Origin of the sequence: Microbacterium sp. UNCCL10 (genome assembly GCF_000746195.1) — a bacterium.
In the GTDB taxonomy this organism is placed as follows: domain Bacteria; phylum Actinomycetota; class Actinomycetes; order Actinomycetales; family Microbacteriaceae; genus Microbacterium; species Microbacterium saccharophilum.
Map to the genome: position 1 here is coordinate 1,519,886 of NZ_JQKT01000007.1, position 21,057 is coordinate 1,540,942.

Annotated in this window: 22 protein-coding genes; 3 read left to right on the top strand and 19 right to left on the bottom strand. The window is 71.6% G+C overall.

All coding sequences use genetic code 11. The features are described 5' to 3' along the window. Position 1: 1 nt before the first annotated feature. A complete protein-coding gene (locus BR85_RS07510) occupies positions 2-847 on the bottom strand; it encodes a hypothetical protein (RefSeq protein WP_051526201.1) in 846 nt (281 codons plus the stop codon). Positions 848-973: 126 nt separating this feature from the next. Between BR85_RS07510 and BR85_RS07515 the strand changes: the two genes are divergently transcribed. Next, positions 974-2,098: an AAA family ATPase gene (locus BR85_RS07515; protein WP_028495978.1), complete on the top strand. Its 1,125-nt coding sequence runs from the start codon at positions 974-976 to the stop codon at positions 2,096-2,098. Positions 2,099-2,126: 28 nt separating this feature from the next. On the opposite strand, the gene pheT is transcribed toward BR85_RS07515, so the two are convergent. From pheT to infC, 10 genes are all read right to left on the bottom strand, one after another. After that, positions 2,127-4,637: a phenylalanine--tRNA ligase subunit beta gene (gene pheT / locus BR85_RS07520; RefSeq protein WP_028495979.1), complete on the bottom strand. Its 2,511-nt coding sequence runs from the start codon at positions 4,635-4,637 to the stop codon at positions 2,127-2,129. After that, positions 4,637-5,677: a phenylalanine--tRNA ligase subunit alpha gene (gene pheS, locus BR85_RS07525; RefSeq protein WP_028495980.1), complete on the bottom strand. Its 1,041-nt coding sequence runs from the start codon at positions 5,675-5,677 to the stop codon at positions 4,637-4,639. The genes pheT and pheS overlap by 1 nt, the downstream gene beginning before the upstream one ends. 40 nt (positions 5,678-5,717) lie before the next feature. Next, complete coding sequence (locus tag BR85_RS07530; RefSeq protein ID WP_051526248.1) at positions 5,718-6,632, bottom strand: amino acid ABC transporter permease; 915 nt, start codon at positions 6,630-6,632, stop codon at positions 5,718-5,720. Next, a complete protein-coding gene (locus tag BR85_RS07535; RefSeq protein WP_028495982.1) occupies positions 6,629-7,279 on the bottom strand; it encodes an amino acid ABC transporter permease in 651 nt (216 codons plus the stop codon). Before BR85_RS07535 ends, BR85_RS07530 begins: the two co-directional genes overlap by 4 nt. Before the next feature lie 74 nt (positions 7,280-7,353). Further along, complete coding sequence (locus BR85_RS07540) at positions 7,354-8,265, bottom strand: glutamate ABC transporter substrate-binding protein (RefSeq protein ID WP_028495983.1); 912 nt, start codon at positions 8,263-8,265, stop codon at positions 7,354-7,356. 62 nt (positions 8,266-8,327) lie between these two features. Next, entirely contained in the window at positions 8,328-9,122 is a 795-nt protein-coding gene (locus BR85_RS07545) for an amino acid ABC transporter ATP-binding protein (RefSeq protein ID WP_028495984.1), read from the bottom strand. A gap of 85 nt (positions 9,123-9,207) precedes the next feature. Beyond that, positions 9,208-10,008 carry a TrmH family RNA methyltransferase gene (locus BR85_RS07550; protein WP_028495985.1) on the bottom strand — a complete coding sequence of 267 codons (801 nt, stop codon included), beginning with the start codon at positions 10,006-10,008 and terminating at the stop codon, positions 9,208-9,210. Positions 10,009-10,095: 87 nt separating this feature from the next. Next, positions 10,096-10,476: a 50S ribosomal protein L20 gene (gene rplT / locus BR85_RS07555; RefSeq protein ID WP_028495986.1), complete on the bottom strand. Its 381-nt coding sequence runs from the start codon at positions 10,474-10,476 to the stop codon at positions 10,096-10,098. Positions 10,477-10,505: 29 nt separating this feature from the next. Continuing rightward, positions 10,506-10,700, bottom strand: a complete 195-nt coding sequence (rpmI, locus tag BR85_RS07560) for a 50S ribosomal protein L35 (RefSeq protein WP_028495987.1) — start codon at positions 10,698-10,700, stop codon at positions 10,506-10,508. 47 nt (positions 10,701-10,747) lie between these two features. After that, a complete protein-coding gene (gene infC, locus BR85_RS07565) occupies positions 10,748-11,386 on the bottom strand; it encodes a translation initiation factor IF-3 (RefSeq protein WP_092896860.1) in 639 nt (212 codons plus the stop codon). Between the two features lie 250 nt (positions 11,387-11,636). Here infC and BR85_RS07570 point away from each other — a divergent pair, with 250 nt between their 5' ends. Further along, positions 11,637-12,035, top strand: coding sequence for a DUF1844 domain-containing protein (locus BR85_RS07570; RefSeq protein ID WP_028495989.1), 399 nt, complete (start codon positions 11,637-11,639; stop codon positions 12,033-12,035). A 361-nt stretch (positions 12,036-12,396) separates the two neighbouring features. On the opposite strand, the gene BR85_RS07575 is transcribed toward BR85_RS07570, so the two are convergent. Genes BR85_RS07575 through BR85_RS07600 form a run of 6 tightly spaced genes read right to left on the bottom strand, consistent with a single transcriptional unit; the run spans position 12,397 to position 16,738 of the window. Further along, positions 12,397-13,173 carry an SseB family protein gene (locus tag BR85_RS07575; protein WP_028495990.1) on the bottom strand — a complete coding sequence of 259 codons (777 nt, stop codon included), beginning with the start codon at positions 13,171-13,173 and terminating at the stop codon, positions 12,397-12,399. Next, a complete protein-coding gene (gene priA / locus BR85_RS07580; protein ID WP_028495991.1) occupies positions 13,157-13,903 on the bottom strand; it encodes a bifunctional 1-(5-phosphoribosyl)-5-((5-phosphoribosylamino)methylideneamino)imidazole-4-carboxamide isomerase/phosphoribosylanthranilate isomerase PriA in 747 nt (248 codons plus the stop codon). The genes BR85_RS07575 and priA overlap by 17 nt, the downstream gene beginning before the upstream one ends. Before the next feature lie 60 nt (positions 13,904-13,963). Next, entirely contained in the window at positions 13,964-14,608 is a 645-nt protein-coding gene (gene hisH / locus BR85_RS07585) for an imidazole glycerol phosphate synthase subunit HisH (RefSeq protein ID WP_028495992.1), read from the bottom strand. Continuing rightward, positions 14,605-15,216 carry an imidazoleglycerol-phosphate dehydratase HisB gene (gene hisB, locus BR85_RS07590; protein ID WP_028495993.1) on the bottom strand — a complete coding sequence of 204 codons (612 nt, stop codon included), beginning with the start codon at positions 15,214-15,216 and terminating at the stop codon, positions 14,605-14,607. The genes hisH and hisB overlap by 4 nt, the downstream gene beginning before the upstream one ends. Positions 15,217-15,273: 57 nt before the next feature. Beyond that, entirely contained in the window at positions 15,274-16,347 is a 1,074-nt protein-coding gene (locus BR85_RS07595; RefSeq protein ID WP_028495994.1) for a histidinol-phosphate transaminase, read from the bottom strand. Between the two features lie 22 nt (positions 16,348-16,369). Beyond that, positions 16,370-16,738 carry a LysM peptidoglycan-binding domain-containing protein gene (locus tag BR85_RS07600; RefSeq protein ID WP_028495995.1) on the bottom strand — a complete coding sequence of 123 codons (369 nt, stop codon included), beginning with the start codon at positions 16,736-16,738 and terminating at the stop codon, positions 16,370-16,372. Between the two features lie 272 nt (positions 16,739-17,010). Here BR85_RS07600 and lexA point away from each other — a divergent pair, with 272 nt between their 5' ends. Beyond that, entirely contained in the window at positions 17,011-17,676 is a 666-nt protein-coding gene (lexA, locus tag BR85_RS07605) for a transcriptional repressor LexA (RefSeq protein ID WP_028495996.1), read from the top strand. 36 nt (positions 17,677-17,712) lie between these two features. Here the strand turns inward: lexA and metE are convergent, their stop codons facing one another. Both metE and BR85_RS07615 read right to left on the bottom strand, forming a co-directional pair. Further along, the gene (gene metE, locus BR85_RS07610; protein WP_028495997.1) at positions 17,713-20,037 is read right to left on the bottom strand and encodes a 5-methyltetrahydropteroyltriglutamate--homocysteine S-methyltransferase; all 2,325 of its coding nucleotides are present in this window, start codon (positions 20,035-20,037) and stop codon (positions 17,713-17,715) included. Continuing rightward, complete coding sequence (locus tag BR85_RS07615; RefSeq protein WP_028495998.1) at positions 20,034-20,984, bottom strand: methylenetetrahydrofolate reductase; 951 nt, start codon at positions 20,982-20,984, stop codon at positions 20,034-20,036. The genes metE and BR85_RS07615 overlap by 4 nt, the downstream gene beginning before the upstream one ends. Positions 20,985-21,057 lie beyond the last annotated feature (73 nt).

A 21,057-nucleotide genomic window follows, 5' to 3' on the forward strand; every position in this document is an offset into this window, starting at 1 on the left:
ATCATGCCCGCCCCGCGGGGACGGGGAGTGCGCGGCGCTGGCGGCGGAGGGCGATCCAGGTCGCGTCCGCGCGTGCCACCGTGTCTCCGCCCGCGTCGACGAGACGCACGGACGTCTCGTAGCGGCGACCGTGGTGCTCGCGGGTCCAGCTGTAGACGACGAGTTCTTCGCCGACGTGCGGGCGGCGCTCGACGGATGCCGTCATGGTGCCGAGCAGGCACAGTTCCCGGGAGCGCAGCGCGGCGGCCGGGTAGCTCGTGCAGTCCATCGCCCCCCAGACGGCCGGGAAATGCGCGAGGCCGGCGGTGGCGGTCTCCGCGCCGACGACCCACGGTGCCGCGAGGAGGTCGGGGCGGCCAGGGACCGGGCCCGGGGTGACGCCCATCCCGTCGGAGCGGGCGGGACCGCACACGACGCAGTCGGACAGCGGATGCCGGATGCCGACGAGCGGATGCGCGGCGCGTGCGGCCACGGCGTCGGCGAACGTCGGCGGCACGGGGGCGGGTCCGTCGTCCAGGACTCCGGGCGCGGCCTCGGCCACGACGCGGCGGCCGCGGATCACCTCGATGCCGCCACGGCCGGCGGTGACGACGTCGAGGGCGCGGCCGAGCGGGACGGGGCGCCGGAGGGTGACCGTCACGACGTCGGCGTCGACGTGGCGCGCGATGGTGCCGGCTGCGAAGCCGCCGTTGGCGGCACGCCGCGGGCCGTTCAGCCGCCGGTCGATCGTGACCGTGCCGACGGCGGACCGGTCGGGGCCGCCCGCGCGGGCGCGGCCGGTCGGGAGGAGGGCCAGCCGGCCGAGGAGGGCGGGCTGGTCGATGACGTGGAAGGTGAGTGCTGACATGCCCGGCAGTCAACGCCGCGGGCATGCCTCGCCGCGTCGCGCGGATGGGGCATCCGGATGGCCCGAAAGCGCCATCCGCCGTCGCCCCGCCGACCGCGCGTCGGGACGTCCTGGCACAGTGGGGGCATGCTGCAGACTCTCGCCGTCGCCGGGTACCGATCGCTGCGTGATGTCATCGTTCCGCTCGCTCCGCTCACGGTCGTGACGGGACCGAACGGGTCGGGCAAATCGAACCTGTACCGGGCCCTCCGGCTGCTGGCGTCGGCCGCGCGCGGCGAACTCGTCGGCGCCGTCGCGCGAGAGGGCGGCCTGCCGTCCCTGCTGTGGGCGGGGCCCGAGGACGGGGGCGAGCAGGGCACCGTGCGTCGGAAGCCGGTCGCCGTGCAGTTGGGTTTCGCGTCCGATGAGCTCGGCTACCTCGTCGACCTCGGCATCCCCCAGGCCGACCAGGCGAGCCCGTTCGCCCGCGATCCGGAGATCAAGCGTGAGCAGGTGTTCGCGGGCGCGATCGCGAAACCCGCCACCCTCCTCATCGACCGGCTGCGCGGCCACACGCGCGTGCGCGACGGCGCCTGGACAGACCTCGACCAGACGCTCGCGTCGTACGAGAGCATCGTCACCGACCTCGCCGACGGCGACACCGCGCCCGAACTGCTGACCCTCCGGCGCATGATGAGCGCGTGGCGGTTCTACGACCACTTCCGGGTGGATGCCGACGCCCCCGCCCGGCGCGCGCAGGTCGGCACCCGCTCGCAGACCCTCGCCCACGACGGCGCGAACCTCGCCGCCGTATGGGCCACGGTCGTCGATGCGGGGCACGGGGCGGCGCTGGACCGCGCCGTGTCGGAGGCGTTCCCCGGCAGCCGGGTGCGGATCGACGCGGCCGACGGCCTGTTCCGGCTGAGGCTGCACCAGCCGGGGCTCCTCCGGCCCCTGGATGCCGCCGAACTCTCCGACGGGACACTCCGCTACCTCCTGCTGTGCGCGGCGCTGCTGCCCGCGCGCCCGGCTCCCCTCATCGTCCTCAATGAGCCGGAGGCGAGCCTGCACACGGCGCTGCTCGAGCCGCTCGCCGCGCTCATCGCCGCGGCGGCCGAGCGGACGCAGCTCATCGTCGTCTCGCACGCCCGCGCGCTCGTCGACCGGCTGCCGGACGACGGGCGCATCGAGCTGCGGCGCAGCACCGGCGGCACGACGGTCGAGGGACAGGGGTTCCTCGACGTCCCGGCGTGGAACTGGGGCAGCCGGTAGTCCGGCGAACGCGCCGGCGCGCCTCGGGCTACTCGCGCAGCGCGGCGCCAAACCGCTCCGCCGCGACGGCGACGCCGGCGAGCTTCGCGTCGGTCGCCTCCGCGGCCGTCAGCGTCCGGTCGTCGGCGCGGAAGCGCAGGGCGAACGTCAGGCTTTTCGAGCCCTCCGGCAGGCCCGGCCCGCGGTAGTCGTCGACGAGCCGCAGCGACTCGAGGAGCTCCCCGGCTCCCTCGCGCAGCGCCGCACGCACCGCCGCGGCCGGCACGCCGGCATCCACGACGAGCGAGACGTCCTGCGTCGCCGCGGGGTAGCCGGACAGCGAGCCGGCGACGACGCGCTCCCCCGCGAGCTCCAGCAGCGCGTCGAGGTCGAGTTCGGCGACGACGACGCGACCCGGCAGATCGGCGGCTTCGGCGACGGCCGGGAGCAGTTCGCCGGCGTAGCCGACCTCGGCCCCGCGGACGGAGAGCACGGCGGTACGGCCCGGGTGCAGCGCGGCGCGCTGCCCCTGGGCGACCTCGATCTCGACACCCGCGGCGGCGGCGATCGTGCGTGTCGCGTCGAGCGCGTCGCCCACATCGAACGGCTCGGCCGGCCGGCCGGGCTGCTTCGCGACCCGGTTGCCGGTCAGGAGCACGGCGACATGCCGCGGCTGCGGCGGGATGGCGGCATCCAGCGCGGCGAGGGTGTCGGCATCCGGTCGTGCGGTCGCGGCGGGCACGACGTCGGTGCCGTACGCGACGCCTGACTCGGGCAGGAACACCGAGCCGGTCTCGAAGAGGCTCAGATCGGTGAACCCGCGGGAGACGTTGCGGTGCGCGACCTGCAGGAGCCCGGGCACGAGCGAGCGGCGCAGGAAGGGCGCCTGCCCGTCGAGCGGGTTCGCGATCCTGATCGAGGGCAGGTGCGCGCCCGACGCGGAGCCGTGCAGGTCGTTCTGCTCCTCCGTCGTGAAGCCGAAGGACGGCGTCTCGACGTAGCCGGCGGCGGCGAGGGTGTTCGCGACGCGGCGACGGCCGTGCTGCGACGGGGTGAAGCCGCGGCCCGAGGGCGGCACCGGGAGCACCGACGGGATGCGGTCGTACCCCGTGATGCGGGCGACCTCCTCCGCGAGGGTCCACTTGTCGGTGAGGTCGGGGCGCCACGTCGGCGGGATCACGTCCCAGCCGTCGTCCGTGGCGGCGACCTCGCAGCCGATCATCTCGAGGGCGCCGGTGATCTCCGCCTCGGCGTAGTCGACGCCGATGAGCCCCGACACGAAGCCGCGCGGAAGCGGGACGGACGCGACGAAGACCTCGGCGAAGAGGGCCCCGCCGGTCTCGGTGTCGAGGGTGCCACCGGCCAGCTGCACCATCAGGTCGGCGACGCGGCGCGCGGCGACGAACGGGATGAGCGGGTCGACGCCGCGCTCGAAGCGCTTGGACGCCTCGGAGGGCAGCTTGTGGCGACGGGCGGTGCGCGCGATCGAGACGGTGTCGAAGATCGCCGCCTCGATGAGGACGTTGCGCGTGGCATCGCTCATCTCGGTCGTGCCGCCGCCCATGACCCCGGCGAGGCCGATGGGCCCGGATTCGTCGGTGATGAGCAGGTCCTCGGCGCTGAGCGTGCGCTCCTTGCCGTCGAGGGTCGTGAGCTTCTCCCCCTCGCCCGCCCGGCGGACGGTGATGCCGCCCTGCAGCTTGTCCAGGTCGTAGCCGTGGATCGGGTTGCCGAGCTCGAGCATGACGTAGTTCGTGATGTCGATGAGGACGCCGAGGGAGCGGATGCCGGCGAGCGTCAGCCGCGCCACCATCCACGGCGGCGTCGGCCGGCTGGGGTCGACGTCGCGCACGATGCGCACGACGAACTCGCTCGCGCCGACGTTCCCGCGGATCGGGTTCTCGTCCACGACGGCGACGGGGAACCCGCCGGTGGGCTGCCCGAGCTCCTCGAAGTCCCGGAGGCCCGGGTCGCGGAGCGCTCCGCCGGTGGCGTGCGCGTACTCGCGCGCGACGCCGCGCAGGCTCAGCGCGTAGCCGCGGTCGGGCGTCACGTTGATCTCGACCGCGACGTCGTCGAGGCCGAGGAGCGCGATGGCGTCGGTGCCGACCTCGGGGTCGAGTCCGAGCTCGGCCAGGCGCAGGATGCCGGAGTGCTCGTCGCCGAGGCCCAGCTCCTTCGCGGAGGCGATCATGCCGTCCGAGACGTGGCCGTAGGTCTTGCGCGCCGCGATCGGGAAGGGTCCGGGCAGCACGGCGCCCGGGAGCGTCACGACGACCTTGTCGCCCTCGAAGAAGTTCCGCGCGCCGCAGACGATGCCGCGGACGCCGCCGTGGGCATCGCCCACGTCGACCTGGCACCAGCGGATGGTCTTGCCGTTGGACTGCGGCTCCTCGACGAACTCGACGACCCGGCCGACGACGATCGGGCCGGTCAGGTCGAAGCCGTGGACGTCCTCCTCCTCGAAGCCGACCGAGACGAGCGAGGCGAGGACGTCCTCGGGGGTCGCATCGGCTGCGACATCGACGTACTCACGCAGCCAGGAGAGCGGGACGCGCATCAGACCACCATTCCGAACTGCTCGCTGAAGCGGACATCGCCTTCGGCCATGTCGCGCATGTCCTTCACATCCGAGCGGAACATCAGGGTCCGCTCGATCCCCATCCCGAACGCGAACCCGGAGTAGACCTCCGGGTCGATCCCGGCCGCGCGCAGCACATTGGGGTTGACCATGCCGCATCCGCCCCACTCGATCCAGCGGGCGCCGCCCTTGAAGGTGGGATGCCAGAGGTCGAGCTCCGCGCTCGGCTCGGTGAACGGGAAGTAGTTGGCGCGCAGGCGCGTCTTCGCCTCGGCGCCGAAGAGGGCACGCGCGACGTGGTCGAGGGTGCCGCGCAGGTGCGCCATCGTTATGCCCTTGTCGATGACGAGGCCCTCGAACTGGCTGAACACGGGCAGGTGGGTGGCGTCGAACTCGTCGGTGCGGAACACGCGGCCAGGCGAGACGATGTAGATCGGCAGGTCGCGGGTGAGCATCGTGCGCATCTGCACCGGGCTCGTCTGCGTGCGCAGCAGCAGGTGCCGCGCGACCGGATCGACGTAGAACGTGTCCTGCATCTGCCGCGCCGGGTGGTCGGCGTCGAGGTTCAGCGCGTCGAAGTTGTACCACTCGTGCTCGAGCTCGGGGCCTTCCGCGATCTCCCATCCCATACCGACGAAGATGTCGCCGACCTGGTCCTGCAGGAGGGTGAGCGGATGCCGTGCGCCGACGCGCGCGCGCTGCGGCAGGGCCGTGACGTCGATGCGCTCCGCCTCGAGCTTCGCGGCCGTCTCGGCCTCGGCGAGCTCGGCCTCGCGCGCGGCGAGCGCCTGGGTCACGCGTCCGCGCGCCCCGCCGACGAGCTTGCCGACCTCGGCCTTGCGCTCGTTCGGCACGTTCCGCAGCTGCGCGTTCAGGCGCGCGAGCGGCGAACCCTCTGCGGTGTGGGCGGAGCGGGCCGCCTTCAGAGCGGCGGTGTCGCCGGCCGCGGCGATCGCGGCGAGCGCGTCCGCGACGGCGGCGTCGACCGCTTCGGGCGTGATTTCGGGTGCGTCAGACACGAAGAACGAGTCTACCGGCGGCGTGTCCCCACCCCGTGCGTCACACCGAGCCCCCGGCCTGGCCCGTGCGGTTGTCGGTACGGGCCTGCGTCGCGATGAGCTGCGTGTCGGTGGTCTCCTGCAGCGGCGCGATCGTCAGCTGCACCTTGGGCGAGCGCTTCGTGCGCTCCTGGACGCGGTGCGCGACGTAGCTGAGCGCCAGGCACATGGCGATGTAGATCGTGCCGGCGATGATCGCCGACGGGATCAGCGGCGAGCCGAAGTTCGCGTTCGAGCCCAGCAGCTTCGCCGTGTACAGCAGCTCGGGGTAGGTGATGATGAAGCCGAGCGCGGTGTCCTTCAGCGTCACGACGAGCTGGGCGATGATGACCGGCATCATGGCGCGGATCGCCTGCGGCAGCAGGATGAGCCGCATGACGCCCGCCTTGCGGAGCCCGACGGCGTAGCCCGCCTCCTGTTGGCCGCGCGGCAGCGACTCGACACCCGCGCGGATGACCTCCGAGAGCACGGAGCCGTTGTACAGGACGAGTGCGAGGACGACCGCCCAGTAGCTCGACATCCGGATGTCGATGACGGGCAGGCCGTAGTACAGCAGCAGCATGAACACGAGGACGGGGACGGCGCGCAGGAGTTCCACGATCGCCATCACCGGGCGACGGACCCACGCGTGATCGGACAGGCGGCCGATGCCGAGGATGAACCCCAGCACGATGGCACCGACGCCTGCCGCCGCGAACGCGGTCAGGGTGGCGAGGGTCGCCTGGCCGATCATCTGCCAGACGCGGGTGTAGCCGAAGAGCTCCCACTTCTGCGCGGAGAACTGACCCGTCGCGAAGAGGCGCCAGATCACGAAGCCGATGATCGCGAGGACGACGACGATCGTGACCGCGCCGATGATCCGGTTCCGCGCCTGCGCGCGGGGACCGGGGACGTCGTAGAGGACGGAGCCGCTCATCGCGCCACCCGCCACTTGTTCTCGAGCGTCCGCTGCAGCCAGGCCAGCAGCAGGACGAGAGCCACGAACACGGCCATCACGAGCAGGATCGTCACCATCTGGTTCTCACCGTTCTCGCTCATGTTGGCGCGGATGTTGCCGAGGTTGACGACGGAGAAGCCGGACGCGACGGTCGTGTTCTTCAGCAGGGCGATGAGCACGCTCATCATGGGCGGGATGACCGAGCGCGCCGCCTGCGGCAGCACGACGTATCCCATCACCTGGCCGAACCCCATGCCGAGGGCGCGCGCGGCCTCGGCCTGCCCGATCGGGACGGTGTTGATGCCGGAGCGGATCGTCTCGGCGACGTACGTCGCCGTGTAGATGCCGAGACCCAGGATCGCCAGCAGCAGGAAGCTGCCGCGGGGCACGGGGAACAGCAGGGGCACCGCGAAGGCGAAGAAGAACAGCACGAGCGTCAGCGGGGTGTTGCGGATGGTGTTGACGTAGAGCGTCCCGACGGCCCGCGCGATCGGCACCGGCGAGACGCGCATGGCGCCGACGAGGAAGCCCAGGACGAGGGCGATCGCACCGCCCGCGAAGAAGAGGACGAGGGTGCCGATCAGGGCCTCGACCCACAGGTCGGGGTAATCGAAGATCTGGTTCACCGTTCTCCTCTCGTCATGCCGGGGATGATGCGGGGCGGTGACGCCGCGTCAGCGGTGCACCGCCCCGCAGGCGGTCACTCGACCGGGTCGACCGTCGGCTGGTCGCCCTCGACCCCGGCGGCGCCGAGGTTCTTGTCGAAGATGGCCTGCCAGATGTCGCCGCCGTCCGTGAACAGCGTGTTGACGTACTCGACGAAGGCCGTGTCGCCCTTCACGATGCCGACGCCGTACCGCTCCTCACTGAAGACCTCGCCGGTCACCTTGAGCGCGTCCGGCTCCAGGGCGGCGTAGCCGATGAGGATCGCCTCGTCCGTCGTGACGGCATCCACCTGCCCGTTCTTGAGCGCCTCGACGCACTCGGAGTACTTGTCGAACTCCTCCGTGTTCGAGGGGGTCTCGTCCTTGATCCGCTGGATCGAGGTCGAGCCGGTCGCCGAGCACACCGTCATGTCCGCCGTCAGCGAGTCCTTACCGGTGATGGTGTCGTTGTCCGCCGTCACGAGGAGACCCTGACCGGTCACGAAGTACGGTCCGGCGAAGGAGATGAGCTCCTTGCGCGAGTCGGTGATCGAGTACGTCCCCACGTAGTAGTCGATGTCGCCGCGGGTGATCGCGTCCTCGCGAGCCTTCGAGTCGATCACCGAGAACTCGATGTCCTCCTCGTCATAGCCGAGGGATGCCGCGATCCAGCGGGCGATGTCGACGTCGAAGCCGCTCCGCTCGCCGGTCGTGGGGTCGAGGTATCCGAGGTTCGGCTGGTCCTCCTTGACGCCGATGCGGACCTTGCCGCGCTCCGTGATCGCGTCGACCGTGGGGCTGCCCTCGACCTCGACGGGCTCGGAGGCGACCTCGAACCACGTGCCGTCGCCTTCTGATTCACCCGGATCTGCCGGGTCGGCGCCGGGGGTCCCGCTGTTGCAGCCCGCGAGCGCGAGTGCGGCGATCGCGATACCGGCGAACGCGCCGGCGATGCGTGTCTTGCGCATGTGATCCTCCTGGTTTCGATCTCTTCTTCGGTCGTCGCGCCGGTGCATGGGCGCGGACGTTCTCAGTGCGTGATGAGCTTGGAGAGGAAGTCCTTGGCCCGGTCGCTCTTCGGGTGGGTGAAGAACTCGTCGGGTGTCGCCTCTTCGACGATCTGCCCGTCGGCCATGAACACGACGCGGTCGGCGGCCTTCCGCGCGAAGCCCATCTCGTGGGTCACGACGATCATCGTCATGCCCTCCTGCGCGAGGGTCACCATGACGTCGAGGACCTCGTTGATCATCTCGGGGTCCAGGGCGCTCGTCGGCTCGTCGAACAGCATGAGCTTGGGCTGCATCGCGAGGGCGCGGGCGATCGCGACGCGCTGCTGCTGCCCGCCGGAGAGCTGGGCGGGGAGCTTCGCGGCCTGCTGGCCGACGCCCACCCGGTCGAGGAGCTTCTTCGCGAGGGCCTCGGCGTCGGGCTTCTTCATCCCCTTGACCTTGATGGGACCCAGCGTCACGTTCTCGAGGATCGTGAGGTGGGCGAAGAGGTTGAACGACTGGAACACCATCCCGACGTCGGCGCGGAGCTCGGCGAGGCCCTTGCCCTCCTTGGGCAGCTCCTTGCCGTCGATCGTGATCGTGCCGCTCGTGATGGTCTCGAGGCGGTTGATCGTGCGGCACAGCGTCGACTTGCCGGAACCGGACGGCCCGATGACGACGACCACCTCACCCCGGTTGACCGTGAGGTCGATGTCCTTCAGCGCCTGGAAGTCGCCGTAGTGCTTCTGGACGTCGGAGATCACGACGAGGGGCTGACCGCGGCGGACGTCGATGTTGGATGTCCGGGGCGCAGCCTCGTTCTCTGGAGTCGCCATGACGCCACCCTACGGATCGGCCACCGGCACCGCAGGGTCTTGACGGGACCTTTACCGATCTGTAACAGGCCCGGAATGCGGCCCGTCAGGCGCCGGCGCGCTGCGCGAAGGCGCTCTCGTACAGGCAGACGCTCGCGGCGGTGGCGAGGTTGAGCGACTCCGCGGCGCCGTAGATGGGCAGCCGCAGCGACAGATCGACCAGCGCGAGCGCGTCCTCCTCGAGGCCGCGGGCCTCGTTGCCGAACAGCCACGCCGTCGGCTCGGCGAGCGTGCCGCGGTGGGCGAGGAAGTCCTCTCCCCCGACATCCGCGGCGATCACGCGGAGGCCGGCCGCCCGGGCGCGCTGCACGGTCTCGGCGAGCTCCGCACCGACGGCCACGGGCACATGGAACAGCGAGCCGGTCGTCGCGCGCACGACCTTCGGGTTGTAGGGATCGACCGTCCGGCCGGTGAGGACGACGGCATCCGCTCCCGCCGCGTCGGCGGCGCGGATGATGGTGCCGAGGTTGCCGGGATCGCGCACCTCCTCGCAGATCACGACGAGCCGCGGCGAGCCGGCGAAGATGTCGCGCGCGGCCGTCGGCGACTGGCGCGCGACGGCGACGATCCCCTGCGGCGTCACGGTGTCGGCCATCGCATCGAGCACGGCCTCGCTGGCGAAGATGATCTCCAGCCCCGCCGCCTCCGCGGCATCCCGCACGTCCTGGTGCCGCTCCAGCGCCGACGGCGTCGCGTACAGCTCGACCAGGGTCTCGGGGCGGAAGGTCAGCGCCTCGCGGGCCGCCTGCGGACCCTCCAGGAGGAAGAGGCCGGTCTCCTGCCGGGCGCTGCGCTTGGTCAGCTTCGCCACAGCGCGCACACGCGGGGAGCGGGGGTTCTCGAGCACGGTCTCAGTGTAGGGCCGCGGCCAGAGGCATCCGGGCACGCGAAAGGGGCGCCCTCCCGGAGGAGGACGCCCCTGTCGAAGCCGTGATCAGGCCTTGGGCGCGTTGACGTCCGCCGGCAGGGCCTTCTTCGCGGTCTCGACGAGCGAGGTGAAGACGGCGGGCTCGTTGACGGCCAGCTCGGCGAGCATGCGACGGTCGACCTGCACACCGGCGAGACCCAGACCCTGGATGAAGCGGTTGTACGTCAGGCCGTTCTGGCGGCTCGCGGCGTTGATGCGCTGGATCCACAGACGGCGGAAGTCGCCCTTGCGCTTGCGACGGTCACGGTACGCGTAGACGAGCGAGTGGGTGACCTGCTCCTTCGCCTTGCGGTACAGGCGCGAACGCTGACCCCGGTAACCGGAGGCGCGCTCAAGGATGACGCGACGCTTCTTGTGGGCGTTTACTGCCCGCTTGACTCTAGCCATTTCGTTTACTTCCTAACGTGCGTCGGCGCTCAGTGGCCGAGGAGCTTCTTGGCGACCTTGGCATCACCCTTGGCGAGGACCTGGTCCTGCGTGAGGCGACGGGTGCGCTTGGTGGGCTTGCCTTCGAGGTTGTGGCGGAGGTTCGCCTGCTGCTTCATGATCTTGCCGCTGCCGGTGATCTTGAAGCGCTTCTTGGCACCCGAATGGGTCTTCTGCTTCGGCATGTCTCTTCCTTCGTTGTATTTCCCGCTGGGCGGGAGTCTGTGGGCGCCTATTCGGCGGGGGCGGATGCCGTCTCGCCGGCCTCGGGCGCGTCGGCCTCGGACGAGCCGCCGCGCGCCTGGCGGGCGGCTTCCTTGTTCGCCGCGCGGGCGGCGTTCTGCTCCGTCTTGACCTCGGACTTGTTCTTGTGCGGCGCGATGACCATGACCATGTTGCGTCCGTCGATCATCGGGTTCGACTCGACGGTGCCGAACTCGGCCACGTCCTCCGCGAACTTCTTGAGCAGGCGCACGCCCTGCTCGGGGCGCTGCTGCTCACGACCGCGGAACAGGATCATGGCCTTGACCTTGTCACCCGTCTTGAGGAAGCCCTCAGCGCGCTTGCGCTTGGTTTCGTAGTCGTGGTTGTCGATCTTCAGGCGGAAGCGGACCTCCTTGAGGACCGTGTTCGCCTGGTTGCGACGTGCTTCCTTGGCCTTCTGCGCCGCCTCGTACTTGAACTTGCCGTAGTCCATGATCTTGACGACCGGGGGCTTCGAGTTCGGGGCGACTTCGACCAGGTCCAGCTCGGCCTCCTGCGCCAGACGCAGGGCGACCTCGATACGAACGACGCCGACCTGCTCTCCGGCGGGACCGACGAGGCGAACCTCGGGGACGCGGATGCGGTCGTTGGTGCGGGGATCGCTGATGCGGAACTCCTCTTCATACGGGCGACGGCCACCGGGACGCAGGGCTGCGTCTCGGGCGGAAGAGCATCACGTCCACCCCGCACGATGCGCGCGCATCGGCATTCAGTGTTCTGCACCCGTGCCACCCCGGGTGAACGGGGCGGAGTGCGAGACCCGGTAGCCTGGAACGGCAAGCGCGGGTGGGATGTGATCCTCTTTCGATCCGGAGTAGAACACTCCGGTGCCCGCTCAGTCTAGCAGAGAGCAGCACGTGGACACGATTCCGTCTGGACCCGGGGAACAGGATGCCGAGCGCCTCGCGCGCTGGGAGGAGGAGGAGCGTGCGGCGCAGGCCGCGACCCGTGACATCGCGGCGGTTCCGGCCGTCGAGGTGATCACCACGACAGCGGTGCACCTGCTGAGCGCGGCGGCCGTCAAGGTGGGCCTCGCCGACGACCCCGACACGCAGAAGGACCTCGACGAGGCCCGGAAGCTCATCAACGCCCTCGCCGGCCTCATCACGGCCAGCGCCCCGGAGATCAGCGACATGCACGCCCGGTCGCTGCGGGACGGGCTGCGCTCGGTGCAGCTCGCGTTCCGCGAGGCGTCGGTCATCCCCGACCCGATCGGCAAAGGCCCCGGCGAGAAGTGGACCGGCCCGGTCAACTGACCCGGCGCTCTGGGCCGCCGCGCGGCGCCGCAGCCTGGCGCACCTCGCCGCGGGCACCCCATTCCACGCCGAGAAACCACATCCGGCATCACAAACCACGCCACGCGTGATGTCTCGCGCTGAATGTGGTTTCTCAGTCGACGGATGCCGCGGCGTCCGCGCGCGGGCGCGACGCACCGGTCCCCCGGGTTCCGCCCGCCGCCGTCCCGCCCCGGACCCTCTCGCCGATCGAACCGCAGGATGCGGTGTGGCTGACGAGGCCCGTGGGGCTCCGCAGCCCCACCCGTCACGGCCGATCCTGCAGATTGCACCGGACGGGGCGCGGCGCGGCGCGGCGGCGCGGCGCCGCAACGGCGCGGGGTCAGGCGCGGACGAGCTTGACCGTCAGGGAGTCCACGAGCACGGCGATCCGGTCGTCGGCGGCCCAGCGCGCCGCGAGGCGCTGGAGCACGGCATCCAGCTCGCCCTGATCGAGGCCGTCGACCAGGTGCAGGCGCACGACGAGCTCGGGTCCGCGCAGGCGCGCGTCGGGGTCCCCCGGCGCGACCGAGAGGTCGAGCACGCCGAGTTCGCCGCCGATGCTCTCCTGCAGTCCGGCGAAGACCTCGGGCGACATGTGCGGGGGGTCCCAGCGCTGACCCTGGCCGATCGCCCACACGGCGGGCCGGCGCAGCACGAACTCCGTCGGCGAGGCCGGGTCGATGACGACGAGATCGGTGTCGTCCGCGGCGGCCGAGAGGGCCGTGCGCACGCCGTCGACCGGCACCGGGCGCGCGGCGGGATCCCACGCCGCGAGGGTCTGCACCGACGTGAACACCGGCAGCACGCGGCGCCCGTCGGGCGCGGCGACCGTGACGATCGACAGCTCCTGCGTCTTGTCGACGGTCAGCCCGGTCGGTCCGACGCCCTCCTCGCCCTTCTCGGCGACGAGCGGGATCAGCAGGCGCGCCGAGCGGTACGCGTCGACGACGGCACCGGCGTCCCCGTCCCCCGCGCGGAACGCGAGCAGCGCGGCCAGCAGGGCGGGGTCGGCCGAGCCGTCGTCGGCGGCGTGCGGGTTCGGCTCGAAGCTGCGGCCGGCCCACGGAACGCCCGCCGAGTCGGCGGGACCGCAGGAGTGGTCAGCCTCCGGCGACATCCAGCGCCTCGGCGAGCGTGAACGCGCCCGCGTACAGGGCCTTGCCGACGATCGCGCCCTCGACGCCGAGCGGGACGAGCTCGCGGAGAGCCGCGATGTCGTCGAGACTCGAGATGCCGCCGGAGGCGACGACCGGCTTGGGCGTGCGAGCGACCATCTCGCGGAGGAGCTCGAGGTTCGGGCCGCGGAGCGTGCCGTCCTTCGTGACGTCGGTGACGACGTACCGGCTGCAGCCGGCATCCTCGAGGCGTTCGAGCACCTGCCAGAGATCGCCGCCGTCGCGCGTCCAGCCGCGCGCGGCCAGGGTCGTACCGCGCACATCGAGCCCGACGGCGATCGCCTCGCCGTAGCGGTAGATCACGTCGGAGGCCCACTCGGGGTTCTCCAGCGCCGCGGTGCCGAGGTTGATGCGGGCGGCGCCGCTCTCCAGGGCGGCCTCGAGGGTCGCGTCGTCGCGGATGCCGCCGGAGAGCTCGACCTGCACGCCCTTGAGCTGCTTGATGACCTTGCGCAGCACGGCGCTGTTGTTGCCGCGGCCGAAGGCGGCGTCGAGGTCGACGAGGTGGATCCACTGCGCGCCGTCGCGGGCCCACGCGAGTGCGGCCTCCACCGGGTCGCCGTAGCTCGTCTCGGTGCCGGCCTCGCCCTGTGTGAGGCGGACGGCCTTGCCACCTGCGACATCGACGGCGGGCAGCAGGATCAGTTCGGGGGTGGAAGCGAAATCGTTCATGGCTCCAACGGGAGGTAGATTCGCGCGCGCGGATCCGCGCATGCACGAGGTGACAGCCTACTAGGCCTTCGGCAGCGCGCCGATCCAGTTCCCCAGCAGCCGGATGCCGGCCCCCCCGGACTTCTCCGGGTGGAACTGCGTCGCCGACAGCGGGCCGTTCTCCACCGCGGCGAGGAACGGCGTCCCGTAGTCGCACCAGGTGAGCACGGGCTCGGCGAACGGTCGCATGACCTCGAGCGACCAATGCTGGGCCGCGTAGGAGTGCACGAAGTAGAAGCGCTCCTCCTCGATGCCGTCGAAGAGCACCGACCCGGCGCCGGAACGGACGGTGTTCCAGCCCATGTGCGGCAGGACGGGGGCGTCGAGCTCGGTGACCGATCCCGGCCACTCCCCCAGGCCCTCCGTGTCGACGCCGCGTTCGACGCCGTGCTCGAAGAGCACCTGCATCCCGACGCAGATGCCGAGAACCGGCAGCCCGCCGGCCAGGCGGCGATCGATGAGTTCGTGGCCGCGGCTCTCCTGCAGCGCATCCATGACGGCCCGGAACGCGCCCACGCCCGGGACGACAAGCCCGGCGGCGTCCTGCACGAGGCCGCGGTCCCGCGTCAGGCGGGCGTCGGCGCCGGCGGCGGCGAGGGCCTTGACCGCCGAGTGGACGTTGCCGGAGCCGTAGTCGAGGACGGCGACGAGCGGGGCGTCGGTCACAGAGCGCCCTTCGTGCTCGGGATGCCGCGCACGTGCGGGTCGAGGGCCTTGGCCTGACGGAACGCGCGCGCGAACGCCTTGTACTCGGCCTCCGCGATGTGGTGCGGGTCGCGCCCGCCGAGCACCGTGATGTGCATCGTCAACGCCGCGCTGTAGGCGATCGCCTCGAAGGTGTGGCGCACGAGCGACCCGGTGAAGTGACCGCCGATGAGGTGGTGCTCGTAACCCGCGGGCTCGCCGGTGTGCACGAGGTAGGGACGCCCGCTGATGTCCACGACGGCCTGTGCGAGCGCCTCGTCGAGCGGCACGAGTGCATCGCCGTAGCGGGAGATGCCGGCCTTGTCGCCGAGCGCCTCGCGGATGGCCTGACCCAGCACGATCGCGACGTCCTCCACGGTGTGGTGGGCGTCGATCTCGGTGTCGCCGGAGGCGCGCACCGTCAGGTCGGTCAGCGAGTGCTTCGCGAATGCGGTGAGCAGGTGGTCGAAGAACGGGACCGTCGTGTCGATGTGGCTCTGTCCGGTGCCGTCCAGATCGAGTTCGAGTTCGACGGTGGATTCGCTCGTCGCGCGGCGAAGGGATGCCGTGCGGGGCGCGGGGCTGCTCATGGATCCGAGTCTACCGAGCGCGCCGCAGGGGCGCGGGCCGCATGACGCCCGCCGGGTTCAGAGGGATGCCAGTGCCTCGAGGAAGGCTGTGGATTCGTCCTCGGTGCCGGCGGTGACGCGGAGGCTGTGCGGGATGCCGACGTCGCGGATGAGGATGCCACGGTCGTACAGCCCCTGCCAGGTGGCGGCCGGGTCGTCGACGCCGTCGAAGAGGACGAAGTTCGTCCAGCTCTCGTAGGGCGTGTAGCCGAGCGCCGACAGCGTGGCGGAGATGCGGTCGCGCTGGCCGACGATGTCGTCGACCATCTGCAGCATCGTGGGCGCGTGCCGCAGCGCCGCGGTCGCGGCCGCCTGCGTGAGGGCGCTCAGGTGGTACGGCAGCCGGACGAGGCGGAGCGCGTCGATGACGGCGGGGTCGGCCGCCAGGTAGCCCACGCGCGCCCCGGCGAAGGCGAACGCCTTGCTCATGGTGCGGCTGACGACGAGCCGCTCGCGCCCCGGCAGCAGGGTCAGCGCCGACCGCTCCTCGCGCGGTGCGAACTCCTGGTACGCCTCGTCGACGATCACGATGCCGTCGGTCGCGTCGTAGACCGCCTCGACGACGTCGGTGCGCAGCGGCGTGCCGGTGGGGTTGTTCGGCGCGCAGAGGAAGACGACGTCCGGTCGGGCGTCGGCCACCTGCGCGGCCGCGTCCTGGGCGTCGATCGTGTAGTCCACGCCGCGCGTGCCCGTCACGTACTGCGCACCCGTCCCCCGCGTGAGCAGGGGATACATCGAGTAGGTGGGCGCGAAGCCGAAGGCGGTCCGGCCGGGCCCGGCGAAGGCCTGCAGCAGGTGCTGGAGGACTTCGTTCGAGCCGTTCGCCGCCCAGATCTGCTCCCGGGACAGCCCGTGGCCCAGGTAGTCGGCGAAGCCCTCCCGCAGCTCGGTGAACTCACGGTCGGGATACCGGTTGATCCCCCGCAGCGCCTGCGAGATGCTCACGATGATGTCGTCGGCGACCTCTTCGGGCACGGGGTGCGAGTTCTCGTTGACGTTGAGGGCCACCGGGAGTGGCGCCTGGGGCGCCCCGTAGGGGGTGAGACCCCGGAGATCGTCGCGCAGCGGGAGGTCTTCCAGACGAACAGTCACCCTCCCATGGTAGGGCTCGGCGTCAGTCGCCCGTCGCGTACTCCAGCGGGATCGCGACCTGCTGACCGGCATCCAGGCGGGCGCTGCTCAGGGCGTTCAGGCGCATGATCGCGTCGACGACGTCGCGCGGGTCGGCGGATGGGGCGACCCGCTCCGCGACGGACCAGAGCGTGTCGCCAGGCATCACCGTGACGGTCTGGAAGGTGCCGCCGGGAGCGCTCTGCTCGCCGGAGGCGAGCGCGCCACCGCCGGAGACGATCGCGATGCTGATCGCGACGACGGCGGGCACGGAGGCGAGCGTCGCGAGGACGCGGCGTCCTCGCGTCGTGAGACGGAGTCGGGTCGACGGGGCGGGGATGCTGCGGACGCCGGCGATGTCGATGGTGGTCATGGCTCCTCCTCAGGACTGCTGCCTCGGATGTGGAGAAGTTCGCCTCCCGCCCTCGGCCGGGAGGACCGGAGGCGAACTTCTTTACCGAAGCTATCTTCGAATTGCTAGAGTGTCAAGTGCATCCAATCTCGGACTCTCTTCGAACGCGACACGCGAACGCTTGGCGGTGGAGAGGCCCGATACCGGATACGGTTTCGATGAACACACCCCATCACCGACCTCCGACATTCGAAGCCGAGTGCCGCGGGGCGGGTGACGAGAAGGAGCGCGAGATGAGCGAGAAGCCGCAGACCCGTCGGCGCAAGAGCCTCAGCGACAAGCAGCTGGCGATCCTCGAGGTCATCCAGCGATCCATCGCCCGGCACGGCTATCCGCCCAGCATGCGCGAGATCGGCGACGCCGTCGGGCTCAAGTCGCTCTCCAGCGTCACCCATCAGCTCAACCAGCTGGAGCTGAGCGGCTACCTCCGCCGCGACCCGGGCAAGACCCGGGCCATGGAGGTCCTCATCGACCTGCCCGGCGCGGCGACGGAGAACCCCGCCGACAGCGCTCCGTCGGTCGGCGACGCCGCGCTGGTGCCCCTCGTGGGGCGCATCGCCGCCGGCATCCCGATCACGGCGGAGCAGCAGGTGGAGGAGATCTTCCCGCTTCCGCGCCAGCTCGTCGGCAAGGGCGACCTCTTCATGCTCAAGGTCAGCGGCGAGTCGATGATCGACGCGGCCATCTGCGACGGCGATTGGGTCGTCGTGCGCTCCCAGTCGACGGCGGAGAACGGCGACATCGTCGCGGCCATGCTCGACGAGGAGGCCACGGTGAAGACCTTCCGCCAGCGCGACGGCCACACCTGGCTGCTCCCCCGCAACTCCGCTTTCGAGCCGATCCTCGGCGACGACGCCGTCGTGCTCGGCAAGGTGGTGGCGGTGCTGCGCGCCATCTGAGCCGCTTCGCAGCCGGACGACGCGCAGCCCCTCCCCTCAGACGGTCGCCTCCGCGCGAGCGCGCACGGCCGCCGCCGCGGTGACGAGATTCCGCAGCGACACGACCGTCTCGTCGTAGCCCCGCGTCTTCAGCCCGCAGTCCGGGTTCGCCCACACCTGCCGCAGCGGCAGCCGGTCCGCCGCGCGCTGGAGCAGGTCGGTCATTTCGGCGACCGACGGCACGCGTGGCGAGTGGATGTCGTACGCACCGGGCCCGACACCGTGCGAGAAGCCGGACCGGGCGATGTCGTCGATGACGGCGCCGCGACTGCGCGCCGCCTCGATCGACGTGACGTCCGCGTCGAGTGCGGCGATGGCGTCGATCACGACGGCGAAGTCGGAGTAGCAGAGGTGCGTGTGCACCGATGTCGCCGTCCCCGCGCCCGCCGTCGCCAGCCGGAACGCGCCGACGGACCATTCGAGGTAGCCGGGCTGGTCCGCCGCCTTCAGCGGCAGCAGCTCGCGCAGCGCCGGCTCGTCGACCTGGATGATCTGGATGCCGGCCTCCTCGAGGTCGGCGATCTCCTCCCGGAGGGCCAACGCGACCTGCGCCGCCGTGTCGGCGAGCGGCTGGTCGTCGCGGACGAAGGACCACGCGAGGATCGTCACGGGGCCGGTCAGCATGCCCTTGACCGGCTTGTCGGTCAGGGACTGCGCATAGCGCGACCAGGGCACCGTGATGGGAGCCGGGCGGGACACGTCGCCCCACAGGATCGAGGGGCGGGTCGCGCGGGAGCCGTACGACTGCACCCACCCGTTCTGGGTGACCGTGAAGCCGTCGAGGTTCTCCGCGAAGTACTGCACCATGTCGTTGCGCTCCGGCTCGCCGTGCACGAGAACGTCGAGTCCGAGATCGAGCTGCAGGTCGATGACGCGGGCGATCTCGTCGCGGAGGAACCCGTCGTACTCCTCCGGCGTGATCTCACCGCGCACGAGGCGCGCCCGCGCACGCCGGATCTCGCCGGTCTGCGGGAACGAGCCGATCGTGGTCGTGGGCAGCGCCGGCAGCGGGACGGCCGCCGCCTGGGCGGCGAGGCGGAGCTCGTAGTCCGGGCGCCGGTGGTCGGCGGCGGTCAGCTGCGCGATGCGCGCGCGGACCCCGCCGTCGCGCACCCCGGCCGCGTGACGCCGATCGGCGGCCGCCGCGGCCGCCGCGTCGATGTCGGCGGCGATGGCGGCCCGCCCGTCGCGGAGCCCGCGCGCGAGCGTCGCGACCTGCTGCACCTTCTGGTCGGCGAAGGCGAGCCACGACGCGAGGCGCGGGTCCAGTGCCGTCTCGTCGGCGACGTCGTGCGGCACGTGCTGCAGTGAGGTCGAGGTCGCGACGGCCACGGGCGCGCCGAGCGCGCGCAGATCGTCGAGGGCCGCGACGGCTGCGGCCAGGTCGCCGCGCCAGACGTTGCGTCCGTCGATCACTCCGCCGACGAGGGTCTTCCCCGAGAGGCCGTCCGCCGGCGCGGGGACGGCACCGCGGTGCAGGTCGAGCGCGAGGGCTTCGACGGGCGCCGCCGCAAGCGTGGTCCACGCCTCGGCGGAGAGCTGGGCGTACCCTGCGGCGACCAGGATCGCGGGACGCCTCGTCGCCGAGCCGAGCACGTCATACGCGCGGCGGGCGGCGTCCGCCAGCTCGCCGGGCGCGGCGTTGAGGCTCTCGGAGACGAGGGCCGGCTCGTCGAGCTGCACCCATTCCGCGCCCGCGGCCCGCAGCGTCGAGAGCAGCTCGACGTACACCGGCAGCAGGTCCTCGAGGCGATCGAGCGGCCGGAAGCCCTCGGGTGCGGCATCCGTCGCCTTCGCGAGTGCGAGCAGGGTGACCGGACCGACGACGACGGGGCGGACCGTGACGCCGTCGGCGCGTGCTTCGGCGACCTGACGCGCGAACCGGTCGCCGGAGAGCGAGAACGCCGTCTCGGGGCCGATCTCGGGCACGAGGTAGTGGTAGTTCGTGTCGAACCACTTCGTCATCTCCAGCGCGGCCCGCTCTCCGTCGCCGCGCGCGGCCGTGAAGTACGCGCCGAGGGGGATCTGTCCGTCCGCGTCGCGCAGGTCGTCGAAGCGGGCCGGCAACGCTCCGACGGTGACCGCCGCGTCGAGCACCTGGTCGTAGAAGGAGAACGATTCCGGGATGGACGAATCGTCCCGACCGAGACCCAGCTCCACGAGTCGCGCGCGGGTCGCCCGCCGCAGCTCGGCGGCCGTCGTCTCGAGCTCCTCGAGCGTCACGGCGCCGGACCAGTGCGCCTCCACGGCGCGCTTCAGCTCGCGACGACGCCCGATGCGCGGGTAGCCGAGGATCGTGCCGGTGGGGAAGGAAGCGGTCATGCGGAGATCTCCTCGGTACGGGTGCGGACGCCGGCCTCACGGAGGACGGCCAGCACGTTGTCGTGGTTGTTGAAGGCGTACAGGTGGATGCCGCCGGCTCCGCCGGCGAGCACGTCGCGCGCGAGGGCCGCGGCGTGCCGGACGCCGATCTCGCGGCGCCCCTCCGCGGTCGGCTCGACGTCGAGGGCGACGGCGAGGTCGGACGGCAGCGGCTCTCCGGTGAGCTCGACGACGCGGCGCAGCCGGCTGGGCGAGGTGATCGGCATGATGCCGGGCAGGATCGGGATGGTCACGCCCGCGGCGCGCGCGAGCTCCACGAAGCCCAGGTAGTCGTGGGCGTGGAAGAACAGCTGGCTGATCGCGAACGTCGCCCCCGCGGCCTGCTTGGCCAGCAGCGCGTCGATGTGCTCGAGGCGGTGCCGCGAACGCGGGTGCCCGTTGGGGAAGGCCGCCACGGCGATCTCGACGCGGGCGCGGGGCGCCACCCGCGCGGCGCCGGGCACGCCGGGGACGGGCGCCTCGGTGTACGGCGCACGCTCGGCCTGCACGCGGTCGATGAGCTGCACGAGCTCGGCCGCGCTGGCGAGGTCGCCGACGTACTCCTCGCCCTCCGCGGCGTCCGCGGGCGGGTCGCCGCGGAGCGCGAGGAAGCGCGTGATCCCGGCATCCAGGAACTCCCGGATGAGGGTCGTCGCTTCCTCGTAGCTGGATCCCACGCACGTGAGGTGCGCCAGCGGCGGGACGTCGGTCTGACGGAGGATGTGCGTGAGCACCTCGAGCGAGCGGCCGCCGGTGGAGCCGCCGGCGCCGAAGGTCACGGAGATGAACTCCGGGCCGGCGGCGGCCAGCAGCCGGATCGTCTCGTGCAGGGCCGGCATCCCGGCGTCGGTGCGCGGCGGGTAGATCTCGAAGGAGAAGGGCACCGCGGCGGCGGTCTCGCTCGACATGGGTCTCTCCGGGGTCAGGGGCGGTGTGTCTCGGGCCGGTCGGCCGCGGTCGCTCCCCCGCCGGCAGGGCAGG

Bases quoted from the DNA above. Each gene is read 5' to 3' on its own strand.
- BR85_RS07510 (WP_051526201.1), bottom strand. From the start codon at position 847: ATGTCAGCACTCACCTTCCACGTCATCGACCAGCCCGCCCTCCTCGGC.
- BR85_RS07515 (WP_028495978.1), top strand. From the start codon at position 974: ATGCTGCAGACTCTCGCCGTCGCCGGGTACCGATCGCTGCGTGATGTC.
- pheT (WP_028495979.1), bottom strand. From the start codon at position 4,637: ATGCGCGTCCCGCTCTCCTGGCTGCGTGAGTACGTCGATGTCGCAGCC.
- BR85_RS07530 (WP_051526248.1), bottom strand. From the start codon at position 6,632: ATGAGCGGCTCCGTCCTCTACGACGTCCCCGGTCCCCGCGCGCAGGCG.
- BR85_RS07540 (WP_028495983.1), bottom strand. From the start codon at position 8,265: ATGCGCAAGACACGCATCGCCGGCGCGTTCGCCGGTATCGCGATCGCC.
- BR85_RS07545 (WP_028495984.1), bottom strand. From the start codon at position 9,122: ATGGCGACTCCAGAGAACGAGGCTGCGCCCCGGACATCCAACATCGAC.
- rplT (WP_028495986.1), bottom strand. From the start codon at position 10,476: ATGGCTAGAGTCAAGCGGGCAGTAAACGCCCACAAGAAGCGTCGCGTC.
- rpmI (WP_028495987.1), bottom strand. From the start codon at position 10,700: ATGCCGAAGCAGAAGACCCATTCGGGTGCCAAGAAGCGCTTCAAGATC.
- BR85_RS07575 (WP_028495990.1), bottom strand. From the start codon at position 13,173: ATGTCGCCGGAGGCTGACCACTCCTGCGGTCCCGCCGACTCGGCGGGC.
- priA (WP_028495991.1), bottom strand. From the start codon at position 13,903: ATGAACGATTTCGCTTCCACCCCCGAACTGATCCTGCTGCCCGCCGTC.
- hisB (WP_028495993.1), bottom strand. From the start codon at position 15,216: ATGAGCAGCCCCGCGCCCCGCACGGCATCCCTTCGCCGCGCGACGAGC.
- BR85_RS07600 (WP_028495995.1), bottom strand. From the start codon at position 16,738: ATGACCACCATCGACATCGCCGGCGTCCGCAGCATCCCCGCCCCGTCG.
- lexA (WP_028495996.1), top strand. From the start codon at position 17,011: ATGAGCGAGAAGCCGCAGACCCGTCGGCGCAAGAGCCTCAGCGACAAG.
- metE (WP_028495997.1), bottom strand. From the start codon at position 20,037: ATGACCGCTTCCTTCCCCACCGGCACGATCCTCGGCTACCCGCGCATC.
- BR85_RS07615 (WP_028495998.1), bottom strand. From the start codon at position 20,984: ATGTCGAGCGAGACCGCCGCCGCGGTGCCCTTCTCCTTCGAGATCTAC.